The organism is Tepidiforma bonchosmolovskayae (assembly GCF_008838325.1).
In the GTDB taxonomy this organism is placed as follows: domain Bacteria; phylum Chloroflexota; class Dehalococcoidia; order Tepidiformales; family Tepidiformaceae; genus Tepidiforma; species Tepidiforma bonchosmolovskayae.
This window is the reverse complement of record NZ_CP042829.1, coordinates 489,467-510,588: the sequence shown is the minus strand read 5'-3', so window position 1 is coordinate 510,588 and position 21,122 is coordinate 489,467. Positions and strand designations below refer to the sequence as shown.

General features: G+C 69.6%; 27 protein-coding genes and 1 rRNA gene. 17 read left to right on the top strand and 11 right to left on the bottom strand.

All coding sequences use genetic code 11. From position 1 onward, the window contains the following. The first annotated feature begins 30 nt into the window (after positions 1-30). The 3 genes from Tbon_RS02630 to Tbon_RS02620 are packed head-to-tail and all read left to right on the top strand — an operon-like array spanning position 31 to position 1,626. Positions 31-420, top strand: coding sequence for a hypothetical protein (locus Tbon_RS02630; RefSeq protein WP_158066166.1), 390 nt, complete (start codon positions 31-33; stop codon positions 418-420). Positions 421-461: 41 nt separating this feature from the next. Continuing rightward, a complete protein-coding gene (locus Tbon_RS02625; RefSeq protein ID WP_225734683.1) occupies positions 462-1,013 on the top strand; it encodes a YqgE/AlgH family protein in 552 nt (183 codons plus the stop codon). Positions 1,014-1,056: 43 nt separating this feature from the next. Continuing rightward, entirely contained in the window at positions 1,057-1,626 is a 570-nt protein-coding gene (locus Tbon_RS02620) for a peroxidase-related enzyme (protein WP_158066165.1), read from the top strand. Positions 1,627-1,706: 80 nt separating this feature from the next. On the opposite strand, the gene Tbon_RS02615 is transcribed toward Tbon_RS02620, so the two are convergent. After that, positions 1,707-2,177 (bottom strand): fasciclin domain-containing protein, encoded by a 471-nt coding sequence (locus tag Tbon_RS02615; protein ID WP_158068225.1) that lies wholly within the window; start codon positions 2,175-2,177, stop codon positions 1,707-1,709. Between the two features lie 250 nt (positions 2,178-2,427). Here Tbon_RS02615 and Tbon_RS02610 point away from each other — a divergent pair, with 250 nt between their 5' ends. Together Tbon_RS02610 and Tbon_RS02605 are read left to right on the top strand one after the other, a co-directional pair. Beyond that, a complete protein-coding gene (locus tag Tbon_RS02610; RefSeq protein WP_158066164.1) occupies positions 2,428-3,273 on the top strand; it encodes a zinc metalloprotease HtpX in 846 nt (281 codons plus the stop codon). An 88-nt stretch (positions 3,274-3,361) separates the two neighbouring features. After that, entirely contained in the window at positions 3,362-4,084 is a 723-nt protein-coding gene (locus tag Tbon_RS02605) for a dienelactone hydrolase family protein (RefSeq protein ID WP_192498085.1), read from the top strand. A 1-nt stretch (position 4,085) separates the two neighbouring features. Here Tbon_RS02605 and Tbon_RS02600 read toward each other — a convergent pair whose 3' ends face one another. After that, positions 4,086-5,039: an ROK family protein gene (locus tag Tbon_RS02600; RefSeq protein ID WP_158066162.1), complete on the bottom strand. Its 954-nt coding sequence runs from the start codon at positions 5,037-5,039 to the stop codon at positions 4,086-4,088. Between the two features lie 53 nt (positions 5,040-5,092). On the opposite strand from Tbon_RS02600, the gene Tbon_RS02595 reads away from it, so the two are divergent. After that, on the top strand, positions 5,093-5,533 hold the full coding sequence (locus Tbon_RS02595; protein WP_158066161.1) for a TIGR03668 family PPOX class F420-dependent oxidoreductase: 441 nt from the start codon (positions 5,093-5,095) through the stop codon (positions 5,531-5,533). Between the two features lie 70 nt (positions 5,534-5,603). Then, a complete protein-coding gene (locus Tbon_RS02590; RefSeq protein ID WP_158066160.1) occupies positions 5,604-6,077 on the top strand; it encodes a glutathione peroxidase in 474 nt (157 codons plus the stop codon). A gap of 12 nt (positions 6,078-6,089) precedes the next feature. Here the strand turns inward: Tbon_RS02590 and Tbon_RS02585 are convergent, their stop codons facing one another. Continuing rightward, entirely contained in the window at positions 6,090-7,430 is a 1,341-nt protein-coding gene (locus tag Tbon_RS02585; protein WP_158066159.1) for a GH1 family beta-glucosidase, read from the bottom strand. 116 nt (positions 7,431-7,546) lie between these two features. On the opposite strand from Tbon_RS02585, the gene Tbon_RS02580 reads away from it, so the two are divergent. The 4 genes from Tbon_RS02580 (at position 7,547) to Tbon_RS02565 (ending at position 10,553) form a co-directional block, all read left to right on the top strand. Further along, complete coding sequence (locus tag Tbon_RS02580; protein WP_158066158.1) at positions 7,547-8,032, top strand: MaoC family dehydratase N-terminal domain-containing protein; 486 nt, start codon at positions 7,547-7,549, stop codon at positions 8,030-8,032. A 17-nt stretch (positions 8,033-8,049) separates the two neighbouring features. Then, the gene (locus Tbon_RS02575) at positions 8,050-8,469 is read left to right on the top strand and encodes a MaoC/PaaZ C-terminal domain-containing protein (RefSeq protein WP_158066157.1); all 420 of its coding nucleotides are present in this window, start codon (positions 8,050-8,052) and stop codon (positions 8,467-8,469) included. A 37-nt stretch (positions 8,470-8,506) separates the two neighbouring features. Next, positions 8,507-9,484, top strand: a complete 978-nt coding sequence (locus Tbon_RS02570) for an SDR family NAD(P)-dependent oxidoreductase (RefSeq protein WP_158066156.1) — start codon at positions 8,507-8,509, stop codon at positions 9,482-9,484. 100 nt (positions 9,485-9,584) lie between these two features. Continuing rightward, complete coding sequence (locus tag Tbon_RS02565) at positions 9,585-10,553, top strand: GGDEF domain-containing protein (protein ID WP_192498084.1); 969 nt, start codon at positions 9,585-9,587, stop codon at positions 10,551-10,553. Here Tbon_RS02565 and Tbon_RS02560 read toward each other — a convergent pair. The 5 genes from Tbon_RS02560 to Tbon_RS02540 all read right to left on the bottom strand — a co-directional run bounded on the left by Tbon_RS02560 (position 10,550) and on the right by Tbon_RS02540 (position 14,311). After that, positions 10,550-11,437 carry an NAD(P)-dependent oxidoreductase gene (locus tag Tbon_RS02560; protein WP_158066154.1) on the bottom strand — a complete coding sequence of 296 codons (888 nt, stop codon included), beginning with the start codon at positions 11,435-11,437 and terminating at the stop codon, positions 10,550-10,552. The genes Tbon_RS02565 and Tbon_RS02560 overlap by 4 nt on opposite strands. Positions 11,438-11,503: 66 nt before the next feature. After that, positions 11,504-12,460 (bottom strand): hypothetical protein, encoded by a 957-nt coding sequence (locus Tbon_RS02555; protein WP_158066153.1) that lies wholly within the window; start codon positions 12,458-12,460, stop codon positions 11,504-11,506. A 12-nt stretch (positions 12,461-12,472) separates the two neighbouring features. Then, positions 12,473-13,057, bottom strand: coding sequence for a 50S ribosomal protein L25 (locus Tbon_RS02550; RefSeq protein ID WP_158066152.1), 585 nt, complete (start codon positions 13,055-13,057; stop codon positions 12,473-12,475). Between the two features lie 146 nt (positions 13,058-13,203). Beyond that, on the bottom strand, positions 13,204-13,494 hold the full coding sequence (locus Tbon_RS02545; RefSeq protein WP_098503539.1) for a 4Fe-4S dicluster domain-containing protein: 291 nt from the start codon (positions 13,492-13,494) through the stop codon (positions 13,204-13,206). Positions 13,495-13,624: 130 nt separating this feature from the next. Then, complete coding sequence (locus Tbon_RS02540; RefSeq protein WP_158066151.1) at positions 13,625-14,311, bottom strand: CehA/McbA family metallohydrolase; 687 nt, start codon at positions 14,309-14,311, stop codon at positions 13,625-13,627. 135 nt (positions 14,312-14,446) lie between these two features. Here Tbon_RS02540 and Tbon_RS13700 point away from each other — a divergent pair, with 135 nt between their 5' ends. After that, on the top strand, positions 14,447-14,614 hold the full coding sequence (locus Tbon_RS13700; protein ID WP_192498083.1) for a hypothetical protein: 168 nt from the start codon (positions 14,447-14,449) through the stop codon (positions 14,612-14,614). A 9-nt stretch (positions 14,615-14,623) separates the two neighbouring features. On the opposite strand, the gene Tbon_RS02535 is transcribed toward Tbon_RS13700, so the two are convergent. Together Tbon_RS02535 and Tbon_RS13695 are read right to left on the bottom strand one after the other, a co-directional pair. Beyond that, positions 14,624-15,193, bottom strand: a complete 570-nt coding sequence (locus tag Tbon_RS02535; protein WP_192498082.1) for a DinB family protein — start codon at positions 15,191-15,193, stop codon at positions 14,624-14,626. Further along, positions 15,168-15,338: a hypothetical protein gene (locus Tbon_RS13695; RefSeq protein ID WP_192498081.1), complete on the bottom strand. Its 171-nt coding sequence runs from the start codon at positions 15,336-15,338 to the stop codon at positions 15,168-15,170. Before Tbon_RS13695 ends, Tbon_RS02535 begins: the two co-directional genes overlap by 26 nt. 66 nt (positions 15,339-15,404) lie before the next feature. Between Tbon_RS13695 and pth the strand changes: the two genes are divergently transcribed. From pth to Tbon_RS02520, 3 genes are all read left to right on the top strand, one after another. Continuing rightward, the gene (pth, locus tag Tbon_RS02530; protein WP_158066149.1) at positions 15,405-16,037 is read left to right on the top strand and encodes an aminoacyl-tRNA hydrolase; all 633 of its coding nucleotides are present in this window, start codon (positions 15,405-15,407) and stop codon (positions 16,035-16,037) included. Between the two features lie 91 nt (positions 16,038-16,128). Next, positions 16,129-17,187 carry a sigma factor-like helix-turn-helix DNA-binding protein gene (locus tag Tbon_RS14325; protein ID WP_318655378.1) on the top strand — a complete coding sequence of 353 codons (1,059 nt, stop codon included), beginning with the start codon at positions 16,129-16,131 and terminating at the stop codon, positions 17,185-17,187. Between the two features lie 88 nt (positions 17,188-17,275). Then, a complete protein-coding gene (locus Tbon_RS02520) occupies positions 17,276-18,406 on the top strand; it encodes a VIT1/CCC1 transporter family protein (protein WP_158066148.1) in 1,131 nt (376 codons plus the stop codon). 7 nt (positions 18,407-18,413) lie between these two features. On the opposite strand, the gene Tbon_RS02515 is transcribed toward Tbon_RS02520, so the two are convergent. Next, positions 18,414-18,914, bottom strand: a complete 501-nt coding sequence (locus Tbon_RS02515; protein WP_158066147.1) for a hypothetical protein — start codon at positions 18,912-18,914, stop codon at positions 18,414-18,416. An 80-nt stretch (positions 18,915-18,994) separates the two neighbouring features. Here Tbon_RS02515 and rrf point away from each other — a divergent pair. After that, positions 18,995-19,111 (top strand): 5S ribosomal RNA (rrf, locus tag Tbon_RS02510). Between the two features lie 246 nt (positions 19,112-19,357). Continuing rightward, on the top strand, positions 19,358-21,094 hold the full coding sequence (locus Tbon_RS02505) for a 30S ribosomal protein S1 (RefSeq protein WP_158066146.1): 1,737 nt from the start codon (positions 19,358-19,360) through the stop codon (positions 21,092-21,094). Positions 21,095-21,122: the final 28 nt, after the last annotated feature.

Here is a 21,122-nt window from a genome sequence, read left to right as displayed (position 1 = left end):
GCCCTTCCCGACGACCACTGAGGCTGCTCTATGCGCGATGTCCGTGGTCTCCTGCTCCTCGCCTTTGGACTGGCGCATGAGGTGTCGGAAACCTGCCTGGATATCGAGCATGAACTCGGTCAGCACCGCTATTACGGAGCCCAGGTTGCCGACGCCGGCGTAACCGTCCTCGCCCACATTGCCTGCGCCGATGCTTCCTACCCCCCGTATGACGCCCAGACTCGCCTGGACCTCGCGCGATCGTTGTCCGGAGCCCGGTCCCGCCTTGACGAACTGCGGGGCCTCCTCAAGACGCTCAGCGACCGGCACATTCTCCCTGCCTCCCGGCTCGCCTCCATCCGTGACCAGGTTGAACAGCTGATGGCCCTGGTTCGCGCCATTGAAGCCGAGGTGCGCAACTCAGTTCGCCTCGCCAGCTGACCCGGCTGGCTTCTGCATCTCCGCTTCGGCAAGATCACTCCGTGGCCGAATCGCTCGCCGGAAAGCTCCTTGTCGCCTCCCTTTCGCTCGTCGACCCAAACTTCTTCCGCACCGTCGTGCTCGTCTGCATGCACGACCCCGACGGCGCCATGGGCCTCGTCCTCAACCGCCCCGTCATGGAGGCGCCCGTCGCCGACCACCTCCCCCAGTTCGCCGGTCTCGCCGCCGACCCGCCCGTCGTCTTCCAGGGCGGCCCGGTCGAACCCACCGCCGCCATCGCACTCGGACGCTTCCACCCCGGCGCAGCCCCGGCCAATCGCGTCGTCGGCGACGTCGCCCTGCTCGACCTCTCCCGCGCCGTCGACGACTATCGGCCTGGCCTCGCGGAAGCGCGCGTCTTCGCCGGCTACTCCGGCTGGAGCGCCGGCCAGCTCGACCGCGAAATCGCCGAAGAAGCCTGGTTCGTCGTCCCTGCCCTCGAAGGCGACGCCTTCGACCCCGACCCCGCCACCCTCTGGCGCCGCGTCCTCCAGCGCCAGCCCGGCCGGCTGAAGCTCTTCGCCTGGGCCCCCGCCGACCCCCGCGTCAACTGACCCTGCCGTTGACGTCCGCGCTGCGCCGTCGCACGCTCCCCGCATGAGCAGCGAACGCATCTCCTGGTTCCCCGTCCTCGAGCGCGACCAGCTTTCCGACGAAGCCCGCGCCCTGTTCGACCAGATGGAAGAGCGCATGGGCTTCGTCCCCAACGTCTTCCGCGCCCTTGCCTGGCGCGGCGACCGGATGCTCAAGTGGTACGCCCACTACCAGGCCGTCATGGAGCCAACCCCCGGCCTCGGCAAGGCCGAACGCGAGATGATCGCCGTCGTCGTCTCCATGCAGAACCAGTGCCTCTACTGCCTCACCACCCATGGCTTCGCCCTCCGCGCCATCCTCAAAGACCCGGTCCAGGGCGACCGCATCACCCTCGACTACCGCAAGGCCGGCCTCTCCGAAAAGCACATGGCAATGCTCGACTTCGCCGTGAAGCTCACCCTCGACCCCGTCACCGTCACCGAAGACGACATCGACGAGCTCCGCGCTCTCGGCTTCTCCGACGAAGACTGCTGGGACATCGTCGAAGTCACCTCCATGTTCAACTTCACCAACCGGCTCATGAGTGGCGCCGGCGTCCTCCCCAACCCCGAATATCACGGACTGGCCCGCTGAATTCCGGCGTTCGCTGCCCCGCAACACGACGGCGGGGGCTCCGCCCGAGCCCCCGCCGCAAGCTTCCGTGAAGCTGGCGTTTACTCGGGGATGAGCACCCGGTCGATCACGTGAATGACCCCGTTCGTTGCCATAACGTCCGCGGTCGTCACTGTCGCGTCGTTGATCATCACCCTGCCGCCCTCCACCTTGATCCGGGGCTTCGACCCCTCAACCGTGGTCGCCTCCGTCAGCTTCGCCACGTCCGCCGAAGTGACCTTCCCCGCCACGACGTGGTAGGTCAGCACCTTCGTCAGCTCCTCCTTGTTCGCCAGCAGCCGGTCGAGCGTCCCGGCCGGCAGGGCAGCGAACGCCGCGTCCGTGGGCGCAAACACCGTGAACGGCCCTGCGCTTTTCAGGGTCTCCACCAGGCCCGCCGCTTCGAGGGCGCGTGCCAGCGTCGTGAAATTCCCCGCAGCCACTGCCGTCTCGACGATATCCCCGGCCGCTGCCGGCGCGGTCGGCAGCGGCGTCGGCTCGGCGTCATCATCGCCACCGCCGCACGCGGCCATCCCGGCTGCGGCAATCGCCGCCCCCGCGAACAGGAGCAGCGACCTCCATCGAAAGACCTTCATGAGAACCCCCCCCTGTACAGGTAACTTCCGGCCCCGGTCTCCGGGCCGGTACACTGGGTACGAGAAACCGGGACCGATCGATCCCCGAAAAGAAAGACGCATTTCCTTTGCCCTAACCCGGCCTTGCCCGCCCGGCCTCCCGGCCGCGGCCTATACTTGTATCCAGGAGGTTAGCCAGCTCTCGACCATGAACTTCCTGAAAACCACCGTCCTGCTCGCTGCCCTCACCGGTCTCCTCGTGGCCGTCGGCGGTCTCATCGGCGGCACAGGCGGAGCCATCTTCTTCCTGCTCCTCGCAGGCGTCATGAACTTCTTCGCCTACTGGTTCAGCGACCGTGTCGCGCTCGCTATGGCCGGCGCCCGCCAAATCTCTGAAGCCGAGCACCCCCGCCTCTTCCAGATCGTCCGCGAGGTCGCCCGCGCATCCGGCATGCCCATGCCGCGCGTCTACATCGTCGAAAACCCCTCGCCGAACGCCTTTGCCACCGGCCGTGACCCAAAGCACGCCGTCGTCGCCGTCACCACCGGCATTCTCCGCCTGCTCGACGAGCGCGAACTCCGCGCCGTCATCGGCCACGAGATGGGCCACGTCAAGAACCGCGACATCCTCACCAGCTCGATCGTCGCGACCATCGCCGGCGCCATTTCGATGATCGCCCAGGTCCTCATGTGGTCCTCCATCTTCGGCGGCCGCAACCGCGACCAGAACCCCCTCGTCGCCCTCCTCGTCATCCTGGTCGCACCCATTGCTGCGACGCTCCTCCAGCTCGGCATCAGCCGCTCCCGCGAATACGCCGCCGATGAGACCGGCGCCCGCGTCACCCGCGACCCCCTGGCGCTCGCCAGCGCCCTCGAGAAGCTGAAGATGGGCATCGCCGCCGTGCCGATGGAGCCCACCCCTGCCCAGGAGGCCGTCTCCGCGCTCTACATCGCCAACCCGTTCCGCGGCGAAGGCCTCGCCAACCTCTTCAGCACCCACCCGCCGCTGGATGAGCGGATCCGGCGCCTCCGCGCCATGGCCGGCCGCATCTAACCCCTCCTCGCAAATCAGCCGCCCGGGCCGCCCGGCACACCCGCCGGGCGGCTCGCCATTTCAGCGCAGCTCAGGCACCATCCTTCCCATGGAAGCCCACCATCAGGTCCCCCTTTCCGGTGGCAGGGCCATGCCCGCCTTCCTCGCCGCGCCCGATGACCCCGCCCCGGCGCCGCGCCCGGGCATCCTTGTCATTCACGAGGTCTTCGGCCTCAACGACGATATCCGCGCCCAGGCCCGCCGCGTCGCTGCCCTCGGGTGGGTGGCCCTAGCCCCTGACCTGCTCGCCGCCCTCGGGCCACGGCCGCTCTGCATCGTCCGGGCCTTCCGCGACCTCTCCCGCGGTTCCGGCCCCGCGTTCGAAGCCCTCGAAGCCGCCCGCACCTGGCTCGGCGCCCGCCCGGAGGTCGACCCAGCCCGCCTCGGCGTCATCGGCTTCTGTATGGGCGGCGGCTTCGCCCTCCTCCTCGCTGCCCGCGCGCCGTACCGCTCCGCAGCCGTTTTCTACGGCGCCGTACCGAAAGACCCGGCCGCCCTCGAAGGCGCCTGCCCCATCCTCGCCGGCTACGGCGCCCGCGACCGCCTCTTCGCGCCGCAGGGCCGCCGGCTGCTGGAGCACCTCGAACACCTCGGCATCCCCCACGACGTCGTCATCTACCCCGACGCCGGCCACTCGTACATGAACCGCCACAGCGGGCTCATCGCGAAACTCGGTGCCTGGGGGCCCATGAAAGTCGCCTATAACCCCGCCGCCGCTGAGGACAGCTGGCGCCGTATCGCCGACTTCTTCGCCGCCCACCTCGGGGCCTGATTCAGTCTGACTCCAGCCGCTCGAACGCCACGGCCGCCGCGCCCAGCAATCCCGTGTTCTCCCCCAGCTCGCCGATGCGCACCAGCGCCCCTGAAGCCGGCCCGTACGCCATCGACCGCATCGCCTCCCGCATTGGCCCCAGCAGCATCTCGCCCATCGCCAGCAGCCCCCCTGAAAGCGTCACCGCATCCGGGTTCAGCACGTTCACGAGGCTCCCCAGCCCCAGCCCGAGGATGTGCCCGCCGTTCCGGATCTCCGCCTCGCAGGTACGGTCACCCCGCTTCGCAGCGTCGAACAGGTGCACCGCGGTCGGCTCCTCGTAGCCGACAAGCTCCTTCAGCACCGCCGATTTCCCCAGCTCCAGCAGCTTCCGCGCCCGGGCCGCGAACGCCACGCCGCTCACCAGCGCCTCGAGGCAGCCGCGCGAACCGCACGTGCACCGCGGCCCCGCCGGGTCGATGACGATGTGCCCGATCTCCCCCGCCAGCCCCTGCGCGCCGCGGTACAGCCGCCCATCGATGACGATGCCGCCCCCGATGCCCGTCCCAAGGGTCGCATGGAGCAGGTGCCGCGTTCCCCGTCCCGCGCCGAACCGGAACTCCCCCAGCGCAGCCGCCGAGGCGTCGTTTTCGATGTACGCCGGGATGCCCAGCCGCTGGGCCACCGGTGTCGTCAGCACCACATTCCGGAAGCCGGCAATGTTCGGCGCAAAGATGACTTTCCCCTCGTTCGCATTGATCAGCCCGGCCGTCGCGATGCAGGCCGCCGCCGGCGCCGCCCCCGACGCCTCCACGGTCCGCGCCAGCAGGTCCACCACCAGCTGCACCGCCTCGCCCGGGCTTGCCTGCGGCGGCGTCGGGTGGTCCTCCCGGAACAGCACCTCGCCCCGCTCATCGACGATTCCCGCCCGCAGGTGCGTGCCGCCGAAGTCCGCTGCGAGCACCACGCGCCCCATGCCCGCACTCTACCGCATCGCCCCCGCTGCCCGCATTCCGCTACCCTTCCGCCATGCCCGCCGCCCGCCTCGGCCCGCGCGAGCGCGCCCTCCTCGCATCCGAACCGGTCGCCCGGCTCGCGACCATCGCCCGCGATGGCCGACCCCACCTCGTCCCTGTCTGCTTCGCCCTCCTCGATGAGCCCGCTGGCCCCGTCCTCGCCATGTCCGTCGACGAAAAGCCGAAGCGCCCCGGCAGGCTCGCCCGCATCGCCAACCTCCAGCGCGACCCGCGCGCGACCCTCCTCGTCGACCGCTACGATGACGACTGGTCCCGCCTCGCATGGGTCCGTCTCGATGTCGACGCCGTCGTCCTCGAACGGGGCGACTGCTGGCCCGAAGCTCTCGCGGCCCTCCGCGCCCGCTACCCGCAGTACCGCACGATGGACCTCGAAGCCCTGCCCGTGGTCCGGTTTGTACCTGTTCGCATCGTCTCGTGGTTTGCCTCCGGCTGAGCCCGGCGAGCGCCGTTCGCCAGCGCCCTGCTACGATCGTCGGGGCACGTTCGCCCGCGGAGGTTGTTCGATGGTCCTGGAGTTCACCATGCAGCGGATCGACGGCACGGAAGAGCCGCTCGAGCGGTATCGCGGCAAGGTCCTCATGCTCGTCAACGTCGCCAGCAAGTGTGGCCTCACCCCCCAGTACGCTGCCCTCCAGGCCCTCTACGAACGCTACCGCGACCGCGGCTTCGAAATCCTCGGCTTCCCTGCCAACGACTTTATGGGTCAGGAGCCCGGCACGAACGAGGAGATCGCCGCCTTTTGCGACCTCAACTACGGGGTAACCTTCCCGCTCTTCGCCAAGATCTCCGTCAAGGGCGAAGGCATGCACCCGCTCTACCGGGCCCTCACCTCGCTCCCCGCACCGCTGGGCGGCGACGTCCTCTGGAACTTCCAGAAGTACCTCGTCGACCGCGACGGCAACGTCGTCGCGAAGTTCGACCCCCGCACCCCGCCCGACGCGCCCGAGGTCATCGAAGCGATCGAGCAGCTCCTCTGAGCAGGGCTGTCTTCAGACCTCGACCCCGTTCCTGCGGATGATCTCCGCGTACAGCTCCGCCGACTTCTTCGGGATGCGCGCCAGCGTCCGGTAATCCGTGTACACGATGCCGAACCGCTTGCTGTAGCCGAACGCCCACTCGAAGTTGTCCATCAGCGACCACTGGTAGTAGGCCCGCACATCGCAGCCGTCGGCAATCGCCCCGTGCAGCCCCGCGAGGAACCCCCGCAGGAGCTCCTGCCGCGTGGTGTCGTCGACCACGCCGCTGGCGTCCGGCTCCGTGTTGTCGCAGACCCCATTCTCGGTGATGTAGATCCGCGGCCGGTCGTACTCCCGCGAAACCCATCGGACGAACGCCCCAAGCGCATGCGGCGCCGCCTCGTACCCCATCGGCAGGAGCGGCAGCCGCGGCGGCGCGTACGTGAATCCCACACTGTTGTTCGCCGCCTGGATCAGGCCCCGCGAGTAGAGGTTCACCCCGAGGAAGTCGGTCGGCGTCGCGATGACCTCCATATCGCCCGGCTCGATCGGCAGCGGAACGCCCCGCTCGGCGAAATGCTTCACCACCGTCGCCGGGTACCCTCGCCCGAAGACCGGCCCGTGGAACAGCCGCGTGTCGAAATCGCGCGCCCGCTCCACGGCCGCCGCCGTCTCCGGCGAATCGTCCGCCGGCTCGTAGAACGTGTTCGCGTTCGTAATGCCGATCTCCCCGCGGTACCCGCCCTCGCGGAAGACCCGCACCGCCTTCCCGTGCGCCAGCAGCGCGTGGTGGATCGCCCGTGCGTACGCCCCGAGGTCCCGGATTCCCGGCGCCATCACACCCGTGCGGTGCCCCATTTCCGTGAACACGATCGGCTCGTTCAGCGTAATCCAGCGCGTCACCCGGTCTCCAAACCGGTCGAAGGCCGTCTTCGCGTACGCCGCGAAGGCATCCGTCGTCTCCCGGTTCATCCACCCGCCGAGGTCCTGCAGCGCCTGCGGCAGGTCCCAGTGGTAGAGCGTAATCGCCGGCTGGATGTTCTTTTCGAGCAGGGCATCAATCAGCCGGTCGTAGAACGCCAGGCCTTTCTCATTCACTGCGCCCCGGCCGAACGGGTAAATCCGGGACCACGCCAGCGAGAACCGGTACGTCTGGATGCCGAGGCTCGCCATCAGCTCGATGTCCTCGCGGTACCGGTGGTAGTGGTCGCACGCCACATCCCCCGTATCGCCGTTCTGCACACGCCCCGGCTGCCGGACGAACGTGTCCCAGATGGTCATGCCGCGGTCGTCTTCGTGGACCGCACCTTCGATCTGGTACGCCGCCGTCGCGACGCCCCACTGAAAACCTTCGGGAAACGCGAGAAACGCCATTCGCGGGATTCTAGCCGCGCCCGCCGTCGCAGGGAATACCATCCGCCTCCCGTTTACGCGCCGCTGCCGCTCGCGTATCGTTCCCCGCGCACAAACTATCCTGCGGAGTTGGCCCCGTGACACAGGAGAAGACGCCGCTCATCACCGATGAGATGCGCGCCCACGTCGGCAAGGAGTCCGAGCCCTACACCCTCGAGGTCGATAAGACCTCCATTCGCATGTTCGCCCGCGCCGTCGGCCACACCGACCCCATCTTCTACGACGAAGCCGCCGCCAAAGCTGCCGGCTACCGCAGCCTCGTCGCGCCCCCCGGCTACCTCGGCACCCCCGTCTACAATCCGCGCGCGGGCGGCCGCCGCGGCTTCGATATCGGCCCCCAGCCGTCCCGCCCGCTCACCCGCGTCCTCAACGGCGGCACCGACATCGAATACTTCGACGACATCTGCGCCGGCGACGTCCTCACCGCCCGCTCCCACGTCGCTTCCTACGAAGAACGCGAAGGCAGCATCGGCCAGATGCTCATCACCACCACCAAAACGGTCTACACCAACCAGGATGGCAAAGTCGTCGCCATCATGACCGGCACCAGCATCCGCTACTGACCCCGAGGAGCACCGCAATGGCAGCGAAATGGAACGAGATCAGCGAAGGCATGGCCATCCCCGAACTCAAGAAGAACTGCTCCACCCAGCAGCTCGTCCTCTGGGCCGCCGCCTCCGGCGACTTCTACCAGATCCACTACGATAAGGACTTCGCCAAGAGCACCGGCCTCAGCGACATCATTGTCCACGGCGCACTGAAGCACGCCTTCCTCGGCCAGCTCCTCCACGACTGGCTCGGCGGCAACGGCAAAATCAAGCGCTTCGGCTGCAGCTACCGCGGGATGGACTACCCGAACCAGGACATCCTCTGCAGGGGCGTCGTCACCCGCAAGTACGAAGAAAACGGCCAGAAGCTCGTCGACCTCGAAATCTGGACCGAGAACCCCGAGGGCAAGAAGACCACCCCCGGCTCAGCCACGGTCATCATCAACAGCTGACGGCGCCGCCGATTCTGCCGCATAAGGAGCACAACCCATGGGCAACCTCCTCGAGGGCAAAGTCATCGCCATGACCGGCGCCGGCCGCGGCATCGGCCGTGAATGCGCCCTCCTCGCCGCCTCTGAAGGCGCACGCGTCGTCGTCAACGACCCCGGCGTCAACCCCGACGGCACCGGCCACGACGATGGCCCCGCAGCCCAGGTCGTCGAGGAAATCAAGAAAATGGGCGGCGAAGCCGTCGCCAACTTCGCCGACGTCTCGACGATGGAGGGCGGCGAGAGCGTCATCCGCACCGCTCTCGATACCTGGGGGCGCCTCGACGGCCTCATCAACCTGGCCGCCATCCTCCGCGACCGCATGATCTTCAACCTCACCGAAGAGGAGTGGGACGACGTCATCCGCGTCGACCTCAAGGGACACTTCACCACCATCAAGCCCGCCTCCGTCCTCATGCGCCAGCAGCGCTACGGCCGCATCGTCAACTTCAGCTCGGTCTCCGGCCTCCAGGGCAACTCCGGCCAGGCGAACTACGGCGCCGCCAAGGCCGGGGTCGCCGGCCTCACCCGCGTCGCCGCGCGCGACCTCGGCCGCTACGGCGTCACCGTGAACTGCATCGCGCCCGGGGCCGCCACGCGGCTCACCGCCACCGTCCCCCAGAGCGCGCGCGAACTCCGCGCCCAGCGCGGCATCGCCGCCGCCGGCGGCCCGCCGCAGTCCGCAGCCAACCGCGCCGCCGAAGAAGCCGCCGCCATGCGCACACCCGACATGGTCGCCCCGATGACCATCTACCTTCTCCTGGACGAGGCCTGGAATATCAACGGCCGCATCTTCCAGGTTGCCGGCGGCCACATCGGCCTCCTCGCCGACCTCTATCCGCCATTTCGCAACATCTACAAGCACGGCAAATGGACGCTCGATGAGCTCCGCATGCTCGTGCCCACCCAGCTCATGGCCGGCATCGCGAACCCCGCGCCGCCCGCCGACGACATCAAGATCCCCGGCCGGGATTTCTAGGCGCAGCCGCATCGCCGGGCCATCCAGGGCCCGCCGGGGCACCCCGGCGGGCCTCTTCTTCTGTCGAGAACCTGCCGATACTCAGAGCAGGGACTTCAGCATGACCACCCGAGCCGCTCCGCCATCGGGCACGCCCCGCTCGCTCCGCGTCCTCATCATCGATGAGGACATCGCCCACATCCGCACCCTGCGGAAGCTCCTCGAGGCGTCGCCCCGCTTTGTGCCCCACGCCGCGCGCGGCGTTGAGGAGGCCGGCCGTCTGCTCGACGGCGGCGCCTTCGATGTCGCCCTCGTCTCTGCCCGCCTCTGGCACGACCCGGCCGCACCCCTGGTCCGCGCCCTCCGCGAACGCCGGCCCGACGTCGCCGTCGTTCTCCTCCTCGACCAGGACCCCGCCCTCGAAGCCGTGCCGTCGCTCAAGCTCGGCGCCCACGACTTCCTCACGCTCAACAGCCTCGATGAGGCCCAGCTCACCCTTCGCCTCGCCGCCGCCGTCGAAGAGAACCGCACCCTCCGCCGCCGCGACACCATGGTCCGCTGGCTCGAACGCGAAGCCCGCACGGACCACCTCACCGGCCTCTTCAACCGCCACGCCTTCGACGAGCGCCTCCGCGAGGAGTGCCGCGCCCGGCGCGGCACCCGCGAGCCGGTCACCCTCATCCTCGCCGACCTCGTCGGCACCCGCGTCGTCAATCAGTCCCACGGCCACGACGCCGGCGACGACATGCTACGCAGGGCCGCCGCCGCCATCCATCACTGCATCCGCGGCGGGGACTTCGCCGCCCGCATCGGCGGCGACGACTTCGGCATCATCCTCCCCGGCGCCGACCTCACCGTCGGCCGCCTCATCGCCCGCCGCATCGCCCAGGAGGTCGAGCGCCGCAACCTCGAAGAATGGGCCGACCTCGTGCCCGTCTCCCTCGCCTTCGGCGTCGCGACCGGCGTCGACTGCGATGCCGCCGACCTGTTCGCCGCCGCCGACCGGCAGCTCGCCGACCGGCCCCGCGGCGCAGCCGTGATTTCGCTCCTCCGCCGAAACGGCGACAGCGACGGCCCCTCGGTCGCCTAGCCGGTCTCGCCGGCCAGCAGCGCCAGCGCCTCGACGATTGCCTGCGTGCCCTCGCGTCCGCGCCCCCGCGCCTGCAGCATCTCGAACAGCTGCCGCACCAGCGCCGAGCCGGGCAGCGGCGTGTGCGTCTCGTGCGCGGCTTCCAGCACCAGCCCCAGGTCCTTCTGCATCAGGTCGACCATGAACCCCGGCGCGAAGTCGCCGGCCACCGCCCGCGGGCCCAGGTGCTGCAGCATCCACGAGCCGGCCGCCCCCGCCGACACCACCTCCAGCATCTTCGCCGGATCAACCCCCGACCGCCGGCACAGGCTGATCGCCTCCGCCATCGCCAGCAGGTTCAGGCCGCCCGCGACCTGGTTGCACAGCTTCACCACCTGTCCGGCCCCCGGCGGCCCCACGTGCACGATCGTCTTGCCGATGGCCCTCAGCACCGGCAGCGCCCGCTCAAACGTCTCCGCATCCCCGCCGACCATGATCGCGAGCGTCCCCGCCTTCGCGCCCACGTCGCCGCCCGAGACCGGCGCATCGAGCATCGCGACGCCCCGCTCCGCCAGCCGTGCATGCACCTTCCGCGCAGTGGCCGGCGCGATGGTCGAGCAGTCGACCACGATGCTGCCCGGCGTCGCGCCCTCGATGACCCCGCCCGGCCCGAGGACCACCGCCTCCACATCGGCCGACGCCGTCACACACGTGAACGTCACCTCCGAGGCGGCGGCCACCTCGGCCGGCGACCCCGCCACGCGCGCCCCTGCAGCGGCCAGCGGCTCGGTCTTCGCCGCCGTCCGGTTCCAGACCGTCAGCTCGTAGCCGGCGGCCAGCAGATTCGCCGCCATCGGCCCGCCCATAATCCCAAGTCCGACGAATCCCACGCGCCGGATGGTCATCCAGCCCTCCTCTGCCGGTGTGCTCTGCCGATCATGCCCGGGTCGGGCGAACGGCGCGCGCCCGCGTCAGCGCAGCGGCGCATCCCACGGCAGCACCGAGCGCCCCGGCTGGAGGATCGGCTTCACCACCCCGTCGGCAATCACCGCCAGGATGTCGAACCCCGCGTAAAGCGTCGGGTCCATCCCCCGCAGCGCCCACGAGAGCTTCTCATCCTCCGCGTACGTCGCCGGCCCCAGCACGACCAGCGCGCGCGCATCCGCCCCGCCCGCTGGGGCCTCGTTCGCCGCTTTCACCAGCCGGCGGAGGTTCCGCCGCAGCGACGCACTCCACTCGTCGTTCTCCGGCGCAGGGGTCCCGAGGATACACGCCCCGCCGCCCCCGAGGTCGTTCGCTGTCCAGCAGTCCCGCGCCGGCACCACCACCGTGTCATCCACCTCCGGCTGCTGCGACGCCAGCACGATCCGATCGAACAGCTTCTGCCGCTCTTCCTGCGAAGCCGGCAGCCGGAACAGCTCATTCGAGTTCAGCTGGAACGTCCCGGGAACGCGGTTCGTGAATTGCGCCCAATGCCCGGCGAGCCCGCCCAGGGCCGTCACCACTGAGCCCGTCGTCGCCACCCGCCGCAGGTACAGGTTCACCGGCCTGCAGAACTCGAGCCGGCCGTCATCCAGCCGCTTCGCCTCGTCGAGACTCAGCACAAACTGTGAGAGCCCCGGCTCCTCGCTCGGGAAGCTGGCGCCCCGCGGCACCCAGACCGCCAGCGGCCGCCCTTCCGCATCCAGCCGCCGTTCGAGCGCCGCCCGCGCTGCCTCCCACGCTACCGTCGCATCGGGCCCGAACGTGTTCACCACGGTCGTCCGCAGCGACCACCTCCGCCCGACGATGACCTTCGCTGTCAGCGTGGTCCCGTCCGAACTTGCGTCCTCAACCGATGTGCTGCGCGCGTAGTGGGGCCCGAACCAGCCGAGAAACAGCCGCAGGCCCGCTTCTGCCTGGTCCGCCGGGTAGTTTCGTTCGGCCACAGCGCCCTGGGGTTAGCCGCCGCGCTGGCCGCGCAGGCGCGGCTTCGCCACGGTCGCCACCACCACCGAGGGGTCCGTCAGGATCTCGACCCCCGGCGGCGGCGTAATGTCGCCCACCGTCAGCACCGAGTCGAACCCCTTGAGCGGTGCAATGTCGACCGGGATGGTGTCCGGAATATCCAGCGGGCGGCACCGCACCGACACAATTTCGATGCCGGGGAGGAGCGTCCCCGCAAGGTCGCGCACCGCCGGCGCCTCGCCGACAAGCCGCAGCGGGACGTTCGCCGTAATCGGCCGCTCCGGGTCGACCTGGAAGAAGTCCACGTGGATCGGCTCCCCGGTTCCGTGGGCCCGCGCAATCCCGCGCAGGATCACGTACCGCGGCTCCGTCTCGCCCGCCACCTTGAGCTCGATCATCGCCCGCAGGCCGGCCGATTTAATCGTCCGCGCAAACTGGCGCGCATCAATTTCAATCGCCCGCGACGGGATCGCCTTCCCGTACACATTCGCCGGCAGCCGGCCTTCGGCCCGGAGCTGCTTCACCTTCTTGCCGAGGACGGTCCGGGGCGCCGCCTCGATGGTCACGCGTTCAGCCATCTGGGTACTCCCTCAGCCACGCTCCATACGTGGCGCAACAGTTCAAATCTAGCCGAGGCCCTCGCAGGGTCAAGCCTGCGCAACGAAAAGCGAGCCCGCCGGCGACCGGCTGGCTCGCTTCGTCGTCGTTGCCGGGTGCCGGAAGATCAGGCCGGCGGCTTCAGCTCGTTCACCTTGGCGCGCGCGGCCGCCTTATCGCTGTACCAGAGCACGTTGATCTCCTTATACACCGCGCGGTCCGCCGGGACGTCATCCTCCGCGAAAATCGCCGTCACGGGGCAGGCAGGCTCGCATGCACCGCAGTCGATGCACTCGTCGGGGTTGATGTACAGCATCCGGTCCTCGCCTTCGTCGAAGTGGATGCAGTCGACCGGGCAGACCTCGACGCATGCCTGGTCCTGGACGTCAATGCAGGGTTCCGTGATTACGTAGGCCATTCGGGGCTCCTCTCCCGTCGGGGGTGCTGCGTTCCTGCCGCGTGGGCGTCTCGCATACTACTATTCGGCCCCGCGGTCTGTGAAGAAGAGCGGGCAACCCGGCATCCCGGCCATGACGACCTGCGCGGGATTACTCCCGCATTCGCTCCCGGCGCGCATCGCGCACCGCGATCGGCTTCCCCGTCCGCAGGTCCACCGCATAGAACCGCCCGGCGCGCAGCTCCTCGATCAGCTCCCGCTCGTCCCGGATCTCCCGCTCGAAATACGTCGCGCACTTGCCGATGTCCGAGATCGCGTGGGAATCGGTCCCGCCCGTCCCCGGCAGGTGCATCATCTCGCACAGCCGCTGCGAGAACTCGTTCTCCTTGTCCGAGCCCCGCCCGTTAATCTCCTCCAGCCCCTGGACGTACTGGTACGCCGGGTTCCGCGCCGCCTTCTCCAGCGCCGCCCGGTACTCATCGTCGTTCCGCGAGAACCACGGCATCTGCCGCCGGTACGGGTGCGCCGCGATCAGCGCCCCGTTCACCTTCTCCACGTACGCCGCAAGCTCCCGCGAGCGGTGCATCCCGAACACGTACTTGTCGATGCCGAACGCAAGGATGTGCCCGTCGTCCGTCGAAATTTCTACTCCGGCGAGCACCAGGAAGTTGTGCTTCGCCCGCAGCTCCTCGATCGCCTTGTAGTCCCAGACCGTGTCGTGCTCGGTGAACACAATCGCATCGAGCCCCGCCGCCTTCGCCCGGACAATCAGGTCATCCGGGTTCAATACGCTGTCGTGCGACCGGGGCCACGTGTGGCTGTGGATGTCGATGAGCATGGGGCTGCCCGGTACTATAGGGCCGCCTCACGGCCCCGGGCAACGCAAACGGCTGCAGGTGCACCCCGCACGCCAACCTGACATGTCGCCGTCATCAGAAACGATTCGTTCATCTCCTCAGCCGATACTGATGGCATGGAACGCACGTACGACCCCTGCCGTCACGAATGGCGCTACCTCGTCGACGTCCGCACCCGCGCCATCCGCATCCGCGAATGCGCCGTCTGCGGCCGCCGCATGGTCATCCCGGTCGAGCTCGCCCCGCTCCCCGGCGACGAGTCGCGCCTTCGCTCCTCCGCCTGACCCGCGTCCTCAGGCGAGTCCCTGCTGCCTCCGCGCCACCAGCTCGAGGCGCGCTTTCCGCTGGTTCGGCTCTCGCCCCTTGAAGTTCGGCTGGTAGTCGCTCTGCCGCCCGAGAATCTGCGCCGTGTGCTGCCGGTCGTGCCGGTAGAACGAACGCAGCCACTGCAGCACCGTGAGCGTCCCGAACATCGGGCTTGTCGCCACCCGGTCGAAGTCCTCCAGCCGCATCCCATCGATCAGCCCCAGCGTGTACTGCCGCTCCAGCTCCAGCTGCCGCAGGAGGTCCGCCACCGTGTACCGGTTCGCCTCCTCCACCGGGATCGGCACGGTCTGCCACGGCACCTTCGAAAGGTCCGGGTTCTCCTCCCGGAGCGCCGCCCGCACCCAGGCGTCATACGTCCGCTCCATTTCGCACAGGTGGGCAAGCTGCTCCAGCGCCGTCCACTGCTCCTCCCCCTCCGCGTCGACCGGCACCCGGAGCGCATCCTCCGGGCTCAGCCCCTCTGCCACCCGGATAAGGTTGGCCCGTTCAGCCGCCATCTTCTCCAGCAGCTCATCGACCTGTTCGCGTGTCGCCATGGTCCGTTCCTCCAATCGCCCGGCGGAGCCGCCGGATGCCCTGCAACGCCGCATAGGGAATCGCGGCAGCCAGGGCAATCACCCACAGGAGCGCCCCGTACAGCCCTCCGAAGACGAGGTCCGTCGCGAACTCCACCAGCGGCATGCCCCGATTCTACGCATTCCCGCCGACGCCGTTGGGCGAAGGAACCCGCCATGCCACACTCCAACCATGCCCTTCCGCAGGAGCTCCGGCGCCCCCGGCCCGCGGTTCGCCGCCGACTGGCTCGTCGTCGGGCTCGGCAACCCCGGCGAAGAGTACGCCCGTACGCGCCATAACGTCGGCTTCTGGGTGGTCAACCGCCTTGCAAAGCGCGCGGGCACCCAGCCGAAGTCCGTCGGCAGCCTGATGCAGATCGGCGTCGGCACGCTCCAGGGCCAGCGCATCGCCCTCGTCAGGCCCAAGACGTATATGAACGCCAGCGGCCGGGCTGTCGCCCAGGCCCTCCAGTGGACCGGCTGCACCCTCGCCCGCACCATCGTCGTCTACGACGAACTCGACCTCCCCGTCGGCCAGATCCGCGTCCGCGCCGGCGGCGGCCACGGCGGACATAACGGCCTCAAGAGCATCGCCCAGCACGCCGGCCTCGACTTCATCCGCGTCCGCATCGGTATCGGCCGCCCCACCGTGAACGGCGAGCCCTCCTGGGACCCCGACATCGTCGCCGACTGGGTGCTCTCGCCGCCCTCTCCTGCCGACCGCGAACTGCTCGAGGCCGCCGCCGACCGCGCCGCCGATGCCGTCGAAACCATCATCGCCTCCGGCGTCGATGCCGCCGCTGCTGCCTTTAACCGCAAGGTCTAGACCCCGCGCCGCTCCCCGATCGCGACAAACGCTGTCGTCTTTCCGGCCTGGCCGTCCCACCGGCGCCCGCTGCCGCTAGACTCCCTGCCGGGTGATTCCCGTGCCGGTCAGCTCCACCGACGAAACCCTGCAGCGCGTCGCCAGCATCTTCCCCCCGCCGATGAGCGGCACCCTCCTCCCCTGCCTGCGGCTCGATACCACCATCTCACCCGCGAACACCCGCCCGAACCCGTACCGGGAAGAGGTGGTCCTCGGCGACCTCCTCCCCTCGCCGGCCTCCCGCGACCCCGCCGTTCTCGCCGAGGCCCGCGCCGTCTCCGACGCCATCGATGAGGTCCTCGCAACCCTCGACGAACGCGCTCGTGCGGTCATCGAGCTCCGCTTCGGCTTCGCCGGCCCGCCGCTGACCCTCGAGCAGATCGGCCGCCGCTTCGACGTCACCCGCGAACGCATCCGCCAGATCGAGGCCAAGGCCCTCAAGGCCATCGCTCCGAGGCTCGCCGCCGCCCTGGGGATGCCCTTCCCCGGCCGGGCGGGCGTCTCCACGAACGGTGCCGGTCCCGGGCCGGGCGCCCCGCCCCGGGCTCTGCATGCCCCGCACCGTCCCGCCGTGCCGGTACCGGCGGCGGCCGCCTTCCCCCGCCCCGGCCCGCCGGTGGTGCCCTCCCCGGCGCAGGCCGAACGGCCCCCGGCAGCCCGGCCCCTCCAGCCCGGTCCGCCGCCCCCGCCGGCCTCGCTCCGCCTGCCGCCGTCACCGCGGCCAGCGCCAGCGCCGGCGCCGGCCTCGGCCGAGGACCGTATCTTCCGGGCCCTCCTCGAGCCGTGGCAGCACGTTCCTCCGCCCGGGCCGCGGCGCCCCGCAGTCCGCCCCTCGGAAACGTCCCCGCCGCCCCCGCCGCCGCCCGCCCGGGCCCCGGAATCCCCGGGGCTGGCGGCCGGCCTGCCGCTCGACGCATGGCTCGCCGACTGGCAGGCGCGCGGCTTCACCGTCATCGACGACCGCCCGTGCGGCGGCAGCGTCTGGGTCCGCGACGCCGGCATGGCCCTCGCCGCCGAAATCGAGCACCTCCGCCGGGAAGGCACCTGGTTCCGCTTCGCAGAAAACCGGAGCCTTGGTGCGTGGGGCTGGTTCCTCGACCGCGCATCCTGACCCCCCGCGCGCAGTACGCGCCGCCTAATCGCCCGGGCCAGCAGCGCCACGCGCGCATTGTCCGGGTCCAAACTTAGAATCGTTCCATATGACCGCCACACCCGCTGACATCGAACGCTATCGCCGCAACCTCCGCGACGAGGTCGATGGCATCGCGCTCTACCGCGCGCTCGCCGAGGCCGAAAACGACCCCCACCTTCGCGAGGTCTTCCTCCGCCTCGCGGCGAGCGAAGAGCGCCACCGCGACCTCTGGGAGCAGAAGCTGCGCGAAGCAGGCGCCGAAGTTCCGGCCTACCGCCCCTCGTTCCGCGTCCGCGTCCTCGGCTGGCTCGCCCGCCGCTTCGGGACCGCTGCAGTCAGCCCCATCGTCGCCCGCATGGAGGCGTCCGCCTACACCATGTACGACAACCAGCCCGAGGCCATCGCCGCAGACCTCCCCCGCGACGAGCGCTCACACGCCCGCCTCTTCCGCGAGCTCGCCCGCTCCACCCGCGGCCGTCCTGTCGACGTCGACATCGCCCGCCTCGAAGGCCGCCACCGCGGCGGCACCGGGAACGCCCTCCGTGCCGCGGTCCTTGGCGCCAACGATGGCCTCGTCTCCAATCTTTCGCTCGTTATGGGTGTCGCCGGCGCGAACCCCGGCCGCAGCGTCGTCCTCCTCGCCGGCATCTCCGGCCTCCTCGCCGGCGCCCTCAGCATGGCCCTCGGCGAGTGGATCAGCGTCCGCAGCTCCGCCGAGGCCTTCTCCCGGCAGCTCGAAATCGAGCGGGACGAGCTCGCCCTCATGCCCGATGAAGAGCTCGAAGAACTCGTCCTCATCTACCGCGCCAAGGGCCTCGATGAGGAGGAAGCCCGCGCCACGGCTACCCGCATCCTCGCCAACCGCGAAAAGGCGCTCGATACCCTCGCCCGCGAAGAGCTCGGCATGTCCGAAGAAGAGGCCGGCAACGCCTGGGTCGCGGCCATTACCTCCTTCCTCACCTTCAGCGCCGGCGCCATCATCCCCGTCCTGCCGTGGCTCATCGTCGGCGGCGTCGCGGGTGTCGCGGCCAGCGCGGCCGCCAGCGCCCTCGGCCTGTTCGGAGTGGGTGCTGCCATCACCCTCTATACCGGCCGCGGCGTCCTCTTCTCGGGCTCGCGCATGCTCGGCTTCGGCCTCGCAGCCTCCGCCATCACCTTTGGCATCGGCAGGCTCATCGGCGTCAGCACCGGCATTTAGCCGCCCCTCAGTCGATGGCCAGGTCCAGCGTCAGGCGGCGGTCCGTCGTCCGGATGGCGACCAGCCGGTACGGCAGCGAACCGGCCGCCTCGTCCAGCCGCGCCTGCAGCGGGGGCTCGACCAGCGCCGCCACCGCCTCCGGCGCCGCCAGTCCCCCGAGCGAGGCGCCCGCGACATCGAGCCGCAGCCGCCCGTCCGCCACGTTCGGGTCGAAGCGGATCGACCCCCGCACACCAATGCCCTGGCTCCCGATGGCAAAAGTGACCAGGATCAGCCCCTCCTGCTGGACCTCAACCTCAACCACCGGCCGCGCACTCACCCCCGGCAGGGTCGCAAGCTCCTCCGCGATGATCGCCGCCAGCGCCCGCTCGTCGAACGCCACGGCGATGTTGCCGCCCCCGGCCACGGCCTCCGTCTGCGCCTCGAAGTCCGGGTCGATCGTGAACCAGAGCACCACCCCGATCGCACCGGCCAGCGCGCCGAGTGCGAAGGCAATCAGCACCCGCATGCCGGGGAGCGTGCCTCCGCTCCGCCCTTCCCGCAACCGGGACTTGCACGATCCGCCCGGACCCGCCCATAATCAGACCATCTGGTGGCTAGAGCGAGGTGGACCCACCCGTTCCCATCCCGAACACGGAAGTGAAACGCCTCAGCGCTGACGATACTGCCCGGGCAACCGGGTGGGAAAATAGGCCGCCGCCGGGTACTTTACGAAGCCGCCGCAAGGCGGTTTTCGCATCTCTGGGCCGCCCACGGCTGAGCGGAGCCGCCCGCGGCAGGTAACCCGCCTGCACCTCACGGCGTTCTCCTCAATAGTCCCCGCCACGCGCGGGGCCGCGCGGTCGATTCCCTCCACGGATCCGCCGCGATACAATCGGGATTGAGATCCCTCACTTCACCCCGGCGCGTACACCCATCAGATGGGATACGTGCCCCCAGACGGAGCCGCACTTGTCAGCAGATACCGCCCAGCCCACCACTCCCCCCGAAGCCGAAATGGATATGGGCGCCCTCCTCGACCTTGAAGCCGCCCAGTCCGGCGGCGGCCAGCTTCGCCGTGGCGAAATCATCGAGGGCATGGTGATGGGCGCTTCCCCCGATGGCCTCATCGTCGATGTCGGCACCAAGATGGAGGCCGTCATCCCCCACAACGAAATGCTCTCCCTCGGCGTCGACGGCGCCAGCCGCCTCAAGGCCGGCGATACCGTCCGCGTCATGGTCCTCCAGCCCTCAACCGCCGAAGGCCACGCCATCGTCTCCCTCGACCGCGCCCGCGGCGAGGAGGGCTGGGAAACCCTCCAGAAGCGGTTCGAATCCGGCGAAATCTTCGAAGCCCAGGTCACCGGTCACAACCGCGGCGGCCTCCTCGTCAACGTCGACGGCGTCAACGCCTTCGTTCCGCTCTCCCAGGTCGAATCCGTCCGCCACGATGACCCCGACGCCGCAAACCAGCTCGCCGGCCTGGTTGGCCAGGTCATCAAGCTCAAGGTCGTCGAGCTCAACCGGAAGCGGAACCGCGTCATCCTCTCCGAGCGCGCCGCCATGGCCGAAATCCGCAAGGAGCAGAAGGACCGCGTCCTCGAGGAGCTCCAGGAGGGCCAGATCCGCACCGGCCGCGTCTCCTCCATCACCGACTTCGGCGTCTTCATCGACCTCGGCGGCGCCGACGGCCTCGCCCACATGACTGAACTCACCTGGGAGCGCGGCAAGAAGGCGAAGGACCTCTTCCAAGTCGGCGACGAAGTCCAGGCCTACATCCTGAAAGTCGACCGCGAGAACAAAAAGATCTCGCTCTCGCTCAAGCGCGCCCAGCCCGAGCGCTGGGACACCACCGTCGACCGCTTCGTTATCGGCCAGATCCTCATCGGCCGCGTCACGAAGCTGATGCCGTTTGGGGCCTTTGTCCGCCTTGAAGGCCCGGTCGAAGGCCTCATCCACATCTCCGAGCTCTCCAACCGGCGCATTCAGCACCCGAAGGAAGTCGTCAAGGAAGGCGACGTTGTGCCGGTCAAGCTGGTCCGCATCGAAAAGGACCGCCACCGCCTCGGCCTCAGCCTCCGACAGGCCCGCAGCGACGCCGAAGCCATGGGCTTCGTCTTCGACGCCAACGGTTCCGTCATCGATTACCCGGACGACGTGCGCGAGCAGTTCGGCCTGCCGCCGCGCGATACCACCGCCCAGCCGGCCCGCCGCGAGCCGCGCACCGCGCAGGAGGCGATCGAACAGGCCGTCGCCCGCGACCCCGAGCCGATGTCGGCCTTCGCCGCAGCCTTTGCGCAGGCCCTCGAAAACGCCGAAGCCGGCAACGGCATCGCCGAGACGGTCGCCCAGGTCGCCGGCCTCGCCCCGAAGGACCAGGCGCCTGCTCCTGCCGAGGCTCCGGCTGCTGAGCCGCCTGCCCCGGCCGAAGCCGCCGAGTCCCCGGCCGAAGCGGCGCCCGCTGCTGAGCCGGTGGCCGAAGCCGCGCCTCCCGCCGAGGCCCCGGCAGCCGCCGAAGAGACGGCCCAGGCGGCGCCCGCTGCCGAGGCCCGGGCCGCCGCAGACTCCGGGATCGGCGACGCCGAAACTCGGGTTTCCACCGGGGAGACGGCCCCCGATCAAATGCCGCACAATAATGGTGAGGGGTCGGAAACGGCCCCCGCCGAAGCACCAGCCGCAACAGAGGAGGAAACTGCTGACGGCTCCTAGACGTTCTTTGGGCGCACCCAGGGGAAGG